Annotated in this window: 9 protein-coding genes; all 9 read right to left on the bottom strand. The window is 35.6% G+C overall.

Features of this window, described 5'->3' with window-relative positions; genetic code table 11:
- Window positions 1-3: 3 nt before the first annotated feature.
- A complete protein-coding gene (gene gldA / locus BELBA_RS02225) occupies window positions 4-915 on the bottom strand; it encodes a gliding motility-associated ABC transporter ATP-binding subunit GldA (protein WP_014771125.1) in 912 nt (303 codons plus the stop codon).
- 106 nt (window positions 916-1021) lie between these two features.
- On the bottom strand, window positions 1022-2005 hold the full coding sequence (locus tag BELBA_RS02230) for a hypothetical protein (RefSeq protein ID WP_014771126.1): 984 nt from the start codon (window positions 2003-2005) through the stop codon (window positions 1022-1024).
- A complete protein-coding gene (locus BELBA_RS02235) occupies window positions 2002-2430 on the bottom strand; it encodes a hypothetical protein (protein WP_014771127.1) in 429 nt (142 codons plus the stop codon). The genes BELBA_RS02230 and BELBA_RS02235 overlap by 4 nt, the downstream gene beginning before the upstream one ends.
- Window positions 2396-3553, bottom strand: coding sequence for a DUF4221 family protein (locus BELBA_RS02240; RefSeq protein ID WP_014771128.1), 1158 nt, complete (start codon window positions 3551-3553; stop codon window positions 2396-2398). The genes BELBA_RS02235 and BELBA_RS02240 overlap by 35 nt, the downstream gene beginning before the upstream one ends.
- An 82-nt stretch (window positions 3554-3635) precedes the next feature.
- Window positions 3636-3830, bottom strand: coding sequence for a hypothetical protein (locus BELBA_RS02245; RefSeq protein ID WP_014771129.1), 195 nt, complete (start codon window positions 3828-3830; stop codon window positions 3636-3638).
- A gap of 168 nt (window positions 3831-3998) precedes the next feature.
- Window positions 3999-4823: a purine-nucleoside phosphorylase gene (locus tag BELBA_RS02250; RefSeq protein WP_014771130.1), complete on the bottom strand. Its 825-nt coding sequence runs from the start codon at window positions 4821-4823 to the stop codon at window positions 3999-4001.
- Window positions 4824-4948: 125 nt separating this feature from the next.
- A complete protein-coding gene (gene rsmG / locus BELBA_RS02255; RefSeq protein WP_014771131.1) occupies window positions 4949-5581 on the bottom strand; it encodes a 16S rRNA (guanine(527)-N(7))-methyltransferase RsmG in 633 nt (210 codons plus the stop codon).
- Window positions 5582-5808: 227 nt separating this feature from the next.
- A complete protein-coding gene (locus BELBA_RS02260) occupies window positions 5809-7152 on the bottom strand; it encodes a vanadium-dependent haloperoxidase (RefSeq protein ID WP_014771132.1) in 1344 nt (447 codons plus the stop codon).
- A 77-nt stretch (window positions 7153-7229) separates the two neighbouring features.
- Window positions 7230-10499: a VCBS repeat-containing protein gene (locus BELBA_RS02265; protein ID WP_014771133.1), complete on the bottom strand. Its 3270-nt coding sequence runs from the start codon at window positions 10497-10499 to the stop codon at window positions 7230-7232.
- Window positions 10500-10568 lie beyond the last annotated feature (69 nt).

Consider the following 10568-nt stretch of genomic DNA (forward strand, 5'->3'; position numbering starts at 1 on the left):
AAATTATTTGCTTTGGGTGATTTGTTGAAAAATAGATTCCAAATTCTTTTCTTTTTGCTGAATGCTAATCAAATTCAGTTCTTTTTCTTGCACGAGCTGAAGTAAAGCCTTTCTTGCAACAGCTACTTCATCAACGAGAATGGAAACAGCAAATTGCTTGTTAGACACAAATTCAACTTTTCCAATCCCCTCAAACCAATCCAATTCTAAAGGCTCTTCTGTTTCTAAAGTCAGTGCTACTTTACCCGCTTCAGACTTTAGATTGGATAAAAGGTCAGAAGCTACAATTTTTCCTCTGTTGATAATCACTACTTTCTCGCAGATGGCTTCCACTTCCTGCATGATGTGTGTGCTGAGAATCAGGGTTTTTTCCTTGCTAATTTTCTTAATCAAAGCACGTATTTCCACCAATTGATTAGGGTCTAGACCTGTGGTCGGCTCATCCAAGATGATTACTTCAGGATCATGGATCAGTGCTTTGGCCAATCCGACACGCTGTCTATATCCTTTAGAAAGTTGATGGATCTTTTTGTGTGCTTCCACTTCCAAACCACAAAGCGGAATCAATTCATCGATTCGCTTTTTTGCTTGCTGCCCCTTTATTCCATAAAGTCCTGCTATAAATCCCAAAAACTCCCTCACATACATATCCAAATATAGCGGATTATGCTCCGGCAAATAGCCGATAAGCTTGGACACAGCTTGGGGTGACTTCATTACAGAAATCCCATTGATCAGCACATCCCCTTCATCTGGCAATAAAAACCCTGTGGCAATTTTCATGGTGGTGGATTTCCCAGCGCCATTAGGACCTAAGAAACCCAAAACCTGCCCTTTTTCAGCTTCAAAGGAAACTTGGTCAAGGGCCTTTTGCTGCGCATAGATTTTGGTAAGGTTCTGAACGATCAGGGACATGGACGCTTATTGAAAATTATCAGACGAAGTTAAGCAGATGTAGGGAAGTAGCAAAAAAATCCCCAGTGAATGGGGATTTTTATTGTATCATACTAGACATCAAAACTTATTTCAAATCCTTTACCATTCCTTTAAAAAAATGTATGTGATTAGCTATGACCCTATGACCAAAATATTTTCCTTCTGAATCAAAATTCAACCCATTTAAACTGATTGAATTGTATATATCCTTTTTCGAGTTTATTCTTCCACCTATAATATGGTATTCATTTGAAGCAACAATTCTACTGCTTAAGGTAATAATTTCATCCTCTATCACGACAAAGTCGGAATATTTATAACCCATTGACTCGGATCTTTCTTGAGAAGTCATTTTTTTTATTTCATCAATACTTAATTTTTCAGGCTGAATATAAGATCTTTTAATCTTATTAATTGGTATCAACTGTTCTTTTTGAAGAAATCCATAATCCAGTGATTTCAATAAAGAGTCGTTTCGGTTTAATAAATAAATCTTTTGTCCAATTTTTTTTACAGATAGATAGTCAATATCGTCACTAAACTTAAATCTTGATATTTCTTTATTTTGAGCATTTTCAATATTGCCTTGAAAAATAACACTAGTGGATTTTAGTTCATTTGCTTTGCCCGGAATTGAAAATGGTGCAGTAGTATAAAACCAATAATTACCAGATTCATCTGAATCAAAAACATGTTCTAATACCATATTCAAAGGGCTTTTAACAAGAAATTCTTTTTCAAGCTTATTATCTTTTCGATTAAAGATAAAAATCTTTGAAGGCATGGTAGTGTAAACATGAATTGATTTTTCAAAAATTTTATATGAATGAGGTATTCCTAAAGGAATTTCAATTTTTCTTTTAACCGAATTGCGACTAAATTCAAAAAGAAAATATCCATCAGTAGAATTTCCCAATGTGAATACATTTTCTCCATCTGAACATAATTGATCAAACTTAAAACCTTCTAATTCATTAACAGAAACATCTAATTTTTGAATCAATTCTTGAGAGAATAAATCTGTAAATGTCAGAAAAAATAGGATGGATGCTATAGTTAGATATTTCATTTTTCAAAAACTTTTAAATATTCAAAATCATTGATTGTAAGTGAATCGTAATTAGTGTCTTTTTTTTGATAATAGAGTGTTGGGAGAGAATGATAAAGATTTTGGCTCACGGAATGATAATCCTTATCCACATATAAATTCTTAATTTCCCCCAATGAAAGAATATCCTTTTTTGACCTTGAAACAACTACTACAGAAATATCTAAATTTTCCAAAATAGAACTTCCAGACTGAGCATTTGATTTACAAACTGGACACTTATCAAAACCTAAAATTAATATAGGTTTACTTGAATCTAAATCAAGGGTATTTATCAAGTTCTTAACTCTATTGTTAAGAAGACCTTCATTATTAGAGCATGAAGTAATAAATAAAAATAAAAGCAAAAGCTTAAAATAATTTGTAAATATCATAAAGTACTTCATCTTCATTTAGATTTGTATCAAAAGAATTAGTTTTCGGTAAGTAAATTCCATTTTTTGAAACGAACGCTTGTTCGAGTTTATATTTCTTTCCTGGAAATACAACTTCATTTAAAATTTTGAAATTTTTATCCATTACAATTATAGAAAAGTCATTTCCATCAGAAGGGAACGCATAATGAGGTATATCTCCTAATTCTCTGCCTAATGGAATTCTAAAAAATCTATAATAGAGATTTGAATAGGGATCATGTTTTATAGAATAGTAAATTGACGAATTGACGAACGAATTAATTTCCTCTTTATTCTCTAGTTTATTAGACAGACTTACGTTTGGTTCTGAATATTTACTTCCAGCAAATTTTTTATCTAAAAGTTCTCCATTCCTATTTCTAATTTCAATAGTATCTAACATATCCCAAGAATATATCTCTCTTTCATTGATATTGTCAAAAATTCTCGATAAACCTAAATTATATACTGGCCATATTTTTTTTTGGTAATTTTCAGGGAATGTTGACTTTTCATTATAATCGATCGTCTTTTCATCTATGTCAACTCCTATTGAAAATAGAAAATCGCTATTTAAATTATCTGGATTTCTAGTATCAAATACAGGGTATTTTATAAAATTGAGCTTTTTATTATGAAAGTATGTTGGCGATTTCGGTATTGAAATATGATTATTTATTTTATCATTTGTTTTGTTAGAATCAAAAATAGCATTAAAACTATTCAAAAATTCTGACCTATCGTTGATCAAAGTAATACCACTTAAACTTCCACGGCGGTATAAATAAATACTATCCAAATTTACGAATGTAAACCCTTGTATAAAATCCAACTCAGTAGGTGCTTCACTTGGATAACAAATTTTTTTAACCGTTTGCCCGTCTTCTAAACTATATTGATAGATACATTTATTCGCATTATTTAATCTTAATAAATAATTACTTCCATCTAATTCTATTTCTTCAAAAAAATAAAAATTATAATCTGATTCTTGGTCTAGAGTGATTGAAAAATCACTTTTTGAAAGATATTCTTGATAATTATACACTTTAGACACGCTTCTATCGCAAGACAGAAAGGTTACACATAAAAATAAAACCCAAATATTTTTCATATTATTCTTTAAATTTAAAATCTAGAAAATGAAAAAATAGCCAGCTATTTCAGCAATCTAATGCTAGCTGGCTAATTTCGATTTAAGGTTGAGTTGTGATTACACAATCCAAATCACACCCCATACATGAACCATCACCTAATGACTTGGAATATGTGATGAGTTCGCCACTGGGACCAATAATAAATCCCTCACATCCGGCATAACTAGTACTTACCGCTCCTAGGCTACCTAAAACACCTAACAATACAACTGTGAAAACTTTAATCTTTTTCATAATCAAATAATTTATTGTTTTAACAATTACCCAAACCAACCATTGGCTGGGTTGAACTAAAAATTGAGCGCTCTATTTAATTCTTTCGTAAATTAGTAAATTTTACCCCCCCCAATAATATTTAGTTGAAAAAAATTCAAAGAATAACACAACTTATTGATAATCAGTTTAAAAAATTTTAGTTTCCAAAACTAATTTCACTAACTCCTGCATTGCTTTCCCAGATCTTGTGGCTACTTCTACCACATCTTCATGTGCAAATAGCTTGTTGTCAGTTGGATTGCATTCGTTGGTGATGACGGAGATACCCAGAACTCTCATACCCATCTGATTAGCAGCGATCACTTCTGGGACAGTACTCATCCCTACCGCATCACCGCCCAAATTTCTGTAGTATCGGATTTCTGCTTTAGTTTCCAAGCTTGGGCCTGTTACGCCTGTATAAGTGCCTTCTTGTAAGTTGATATCTAAAGATTTTGCCTTTTCCTTAGCTAGGTTTCTCCAAGCTAGATCATAAGGTTCACTCATATCGGGAAACCTTACTCCAAAATCTGTAGCATCTTTACCTCTGAGTGAATTAGATGGAAACTTGTCGATATGGTCAGTGATCAGCATCAAATCACCTACTTTGAAATCAGGATTCAAGCCACCCGCAGCATTGGATACGACCAAATTTTTTACTCCCAACAAACTCAAAACTCTTAAAGGAAATACGGTCTCACCCAATTCATAGCCTTCATAATAATGAAATCTGCCATTCATTACCCAGATCCATTTGTCTCCAACCTTACCCAGCACCAACTCACCTGAATGACCAGCTACTGTAGAAACAGGAAAATATGGAATCTGAACATACGGAATAGAAACAGCTTCTTCCAAAACCTCCACAAATCCACCCAAACCAGAACCCAATATCACCAAAGTGTCCGCTTGTTGGCTAATTTGGGATTGAATGTATGCAGCTGCTGCATTTGCTTTTTCGAGGTAGGTCATTGGGAATAGCAATTTGTAATTGGTTGATTGGGTTATTAGGGTTGGAAGATTAAGAGATTACGAGATTATGAGATTGTCATATTAATTCCATTTCATCCTTCATCCCTCTAAATTCATCCTTTTCTCTACCTTTTCCCTTCCCAAGGGACGAAGACTATTTTCTTTGTTTCGAAAAATTCTTCGGTGAAATAGTCATCCAGGTGATAGGTTACGTAGCTTACATTTCTTTCTTCCATTTCCTCATCAATATCACCGCCTTTTAGCAGGAAAATGCCATTTGGGAATTCGTTGAAATCTTCTTTTTTGAATTTTCCTTTTACCCATGGAAGAAAATTAGCAAATCGTGTTACTGCCCTACTGACTATAAAATCATATTTTCTAACCAAACTCTCCGCTCTGACTTGCTGCGCTTCCACATTGGAAAGCTTCAGTTTCTTCACCACATCTTTGACAACGGAGATTTTCTTTCCAATGGAATCTACCAGATGAAAATGAGTATCAGGAAACAATATTGCGAGGGGAATACCCGGGAAACCTCCACCTGTGCCGATATCCAATACCTTTGTTCCCGGCTCAAATTGCATCACTTTGGCTATGGACATCGCATGAAGTACGTGCCTTTCATAAAAATGATCCACATCCTTTCTGCTGATCACATTGATTTTTTCATTCCAATTAGCATACAAATCCTGAAGTTGAGAAAATTGCTCAATCTGCTTTGCCGTAAGGTCAGGAAAATACTTTAAAATGATATCCATTATCGCATTCAGTTTTTATCAAAGAACAAAAATAGGCTGAATCTATTTAAATATTTTATTTTTCTATTGTATTATCCGCAATCCAAGTAAGTATCTTTCATTCTTTAAGTTATACGGAGATTGTCAACAGACCTCCGACGACAGTCAACAGAAGCTGGAAATCAAATGATTACATTATTTAAGTAGAAAAAGAAAAAAAGACCTGATACATTTCGTATTCCAAAAGATTAATTAGCTGCCAATTTCTCTGCTTTTGTATCAATTTTATTGATGAGAAACTCTCCTACTTTTTTTCCTTTGGAAGCTCCATTGACTATAGCAGGCATATAATGAATCCCTCCATACATTCTGCTGATTGCGGCTTCATCTGCTGCCAATCTGAAAGACTTAAATTCTCGTACAGGTAGCCCGTAAGCAACTTCTGTAGAGTCCACAAAGTGGAAATTATCTCCAAATAAACTCGTCAATGTCTCCGAGGCAGCATAGCTGATGACGCTATGCCCGCTGGTGTATTCAGGAAATGGTGGCGTCTGCAACACAGGCAACCAATCTTCATCGATGTATTTGTTGATATACGTTTCAGGTCGGATTAGCACACTTCGGTACTTTTCATCCCAACAAGCAATAAATCCATCGAAAACAGCAATTGATGTTTTGGCTAAAGTTTCTGCAGCTCCTTTCCAATCTTGATTTGCTGTCTTGGAAGAAATCGCTGCAATTCCCATCCAATGCCCTCCTGGAGTTATTTTCTTCTCCGCAAACATCACATGACCTTTTACATTTACTTTGTAAGGATTGCAATCCCAAAAGTACGCGATGTCACTTTGTTCTTTTGTTAGGTTCTTGACCACATTAAAAACCTCCTCTGCCTCTCTATAAAAATCACTTCCTTTTTCCGAATCAAATGCAGTTGGAGGCTCTGACTTAAATTGGTCAGGAGCTTCCAAGACAAAAGGTCTAATCTTGTTCCAATGTGGTTCGATCCCCTCCATATACATCGGAGGTGTGGGCTGCCAAGCATTCGGATCATTGCTGATTGAGTATTTTGGAAAAGACCTACTTTGGTGATAATTATCCTTTTTGGAGTAAGCAATGACATGATCTGCTACACGTTCCCCTAAAGCAACTGAGGCTTCAAAAACATCATTTGGAATACCTTTGGATTTCAGTTCTTTGAAAGTTTTTTCCCTGTGCTCTTGCATCAATTCTTCAGAAAAAATCAATGCTGTTCCCACTTTATAGTAAGCAGCTAGTGAAGCAAGTGGAAGATAAACATTCTCTTCTATTTCAAAATTCGTCTTTTCAAAATCATTCAATTGTCCCATTAGCGTTTGGTATTCTCCCGAACGATCCAAAACAGCCACTTCATAAGCCGCAATGGCTGGATAAGCGTAAATTCTGCTAGCGACAGGCGGAGAAAAAATATCGTTGATGATGATCTCAGTCAATTTATTCTGCGCAGCAAACTGGTAAGAACCATCACTTATCGCATTGGAGTAGTCTTTTGGTTGGCAGGAAAATAGCATAACCGCTAAAACAAAAACACCATATATATTTTTCAATAATCTCATTTTCAAATGCTTCAATATTAATTTTAAAATTACATAATACTTGTTAGAGTGGCAAAATTTACAATACTCAGCTAATCTCAATTCACCTTCAAAATAACTGGTTTAGCATTATTTCTGACTGCTATAAGATGTAATCTACCTTGAATAGTTAAAGGTCTTATAGTTCGATATTCTCCTTTTATCTGATTGTAATCCAATCTCAATTCCTGAAAATAAACTTGTCCATCTTTATAAATAAAATGAGCCATCGGCATCGCATCAACTCTTCCCAAATCATTTCTAAACCCATAAAATCCTCCAACAGAAAGGATGTGTCTTTCTCCATCTTTTTTCCAGGTGTAGAAATCCTTAATGGGTGCAAATTGACCTTCTTTTGGGAATGGATTGAACTCATATTTTCCCGACTTATTCTCGATCAATAACCCAGATTGTAAATTTTCCACTTTGTACTTTGAGGCTTCTTTGAGGATATTTGTGTCAAATAGGTCTTCTGGCTTTTTGATTTGGGCATATTCGACATAACTCGCATGCTTTTTCTTCACACTTGGAATCTGCTTGATCAGATCATCTCTCGATGCAAACGGCACCAATAGCTCTCCCATATAATGAAAAATCAGCGGATCTTCCTGTTCATTGCTATCAAAATCATGGTGATAAAGCCATAATGGTTTCTCAACACTCGCTTTCAACTTGCTATTTTCACCAAGATTCCCCAAAAGGATTATTTCTTCTCCTTTATTTTCAAAAGAACTTACAGCATTGAAAAGCCCCGCTTTTTCATCTATGATGATCTGCTCAAAAGTACCTTTTTGATTTTGCTTATATACTTGGACTGCAGTCCACTCTCCTATCAAAACCAACTCTTTTTGTTGATCTCCATCGAGATCAATCCAAGCACCTTTTTGAAGCATTCCAGGATGAAATGAATCCCCAAAATACTTCCTCGTCTCATCTTTGAAATTTCCCTTTCCATCATTGATCAGAAGGTAACTGTAAGGTTTGGCGCCATAATTCCCCGTCTCAACAGCAGCAGTCACAAAGATATCTAAAGTACCATCTCTATTGACATCATGGATCGCGATGGAAGAGGTATTCTCTCCTAATGGAGATAGAGAGTTTGGAGAAAATTTCAAGTTTCCCTTACCATCATTTAGATAAAGGCGGTCGAAATTGTAAAGATGTCCCTTTGGATGTTCATTTCCTCCACTACCTACATACAAGTCAAGGAACCCATCTGCATTCAAGTCTACGAATTCCGCAACTACATCTTCTCCGGGACTCAACATTTCGAAAACAGGATTTTCCTGAGGTGCAAAAGTACCATTTGTTTGTTGTAGGTAAAGTACTGATGCTTGACCTTTTGCCCCACCAAGATAGAAATCTTCCAAACCGTCATTGTTCACATCGCCAACAGCCAAAGCTGGACCTTCGGTAGAATATTTTCTAGGAATCAAATATTCTCGACGCATGTCGTCAAATTCAAGATTCTCCTTGTGCGTCCAATCGATGCCTAAGTCAACTACAGTAAAAACATTTTCTTTTTCTAATATTCTAGGAACATACGCTTTACCCTCTCCTTTCTTCAATAGATACCTCTTATTGATTGTGTTTTCATAGAAAATCTCTAAATCTAATGCATTCCATCTGACAAGAACAGAGTCTACTTTTTCTTTTTTCCCTAAACCAAAAGTCAGGGTTGTTGAAGATCCTGATTGAAAACCTCTTGACGTACTCAACATCTGATGAAACTTGTCACCCTCAGCATAAATCGTCACCTCGGCACCAATCCCAAATGAATTATTCTGATCACTTTTGAGATCAATTTGGATGAAATTATTACCCAAAATTTCTTTCGACTTATTCTGATAAATAAAAGCCTGATCATTGATATTATTGATTATCAAATCTAATGCTCCATCATTATTCAAATCTGCATACGCTGATCCAGAAGAATAAGAAACCTGATCTAGGCCCCATTTTGTTGATATACTTTCAAAATCCAAATCCCCTCCATTTCGGAAAGTATAATTCGAAAGTTTCATGGTTGGGAGTAATTCGATCAAGCGATTAGAAACTTCCTCCTCTGTCAGATTTGGATTGGGTGACTGACTGTATTGAACAAAGTCTAGATCATTTGGCCGCTTGACAATGCCATTTGTGATATGAATATCCTTGTAACCGTCATTGTCCATATCAAAAATCAAGGGAGACCAACTCCAGTCCGTGGCAAATGTATTTGTCAAAAGACCGATCTCAGCAAAGCGCTGATTGCCTTGATTAAGTTGAAGGTGATTTCTTACATATTGATCCCCATAGCCGAATTTCTTTTTAATATCATAAACTTCCTGTTTGTCCTCACCAATAGATTTCATCCAAATTGTAGGATCTTCGGGAAGCATGTCTGTAGTAAAAATGTCAGGCAAGCCATCATTATTGATGTCATTGATGTCATTGCCCATGCTGTAGCGACTTGTACTGCTGATGTATTCTTTCAGAGATTCTTTGAAAGTCCCGTCTGCTTGATTGACGTAGAGATAATCATCTTCCGTAAAATCATTGGACACATAAATATCAATCCATCCATCTCCATTGACATCACCTATCCCAACTCCCAGACCAAACCCAAGACTGCTTGACAGAATCCCCGCCTCTGAGGTTACTTCCTCCATTTTCAGCTCTCCTTGAGCAATTAGACTTTTGAAGAGTTTGTCTCCACCTTTTTCATCTTGATTATTGAATTTGGTATCTGCGTGAGTGAAAACCTCTGGTTTTTTGATGGAATGATTGAGCAAATACAGGTCTAAATCTCCATCTTGGTCATAGTCAAAAAATAATGCATGGGTGGAAAAACCCATAAAATCAATCCCATAAGCAGCAGCACTTTCGGTGAAAGTCAAGTCTCCATTATTGATATAGAGTTTATTTCTCCCTGAAAGCCCTTTATAATCTCCAACTTGACAAACATAGATATCTAGCAAGCCATCACCATTCACATCCGCCATAGTCACTCCTGTGGACCAGCCGCCATCTCCTGTTACGCTTGCACTTTGAGTAATGTCTTCAAACTGAAATTCCCCTTTGTTGAGATAAAGCTTGTTTTCTCCCTGATTGGAAGTGAAATAAATGTCCACCAAACCATCATTGTTGATATCACCTACGGCCACACCTCCTCCATTATAAAAATACAAGTACTCGAGAATGTTCATCTCCTCGGTGGAAACCAAATCATTCCTGAAATCTATGCCTGTTTGGGATGAAGGTAACAAAGAGAATAGCTTCTCCTCCTCTTCCTTTTTAGAACAAGAAAGCAATACAAAGAAAACAAGACCAATTATATATTTATTCATTCAATGTTAAAATCTCAAATCATTACTCAATTACCTATCCCTAATTAACCAATAACTTAATAACTGATT

It is taken from the genome of Belliella baltica DSM 15883 (genome assembly GCF_000265405.1).
In the GTDB taxonomy this organism is placed as follows: domain Bacteria; phylum Bacteroidota; class Bacteroidia; order Cytophagales; family Cyclobacteriaceae; genus Belliella; species Belliella baltica.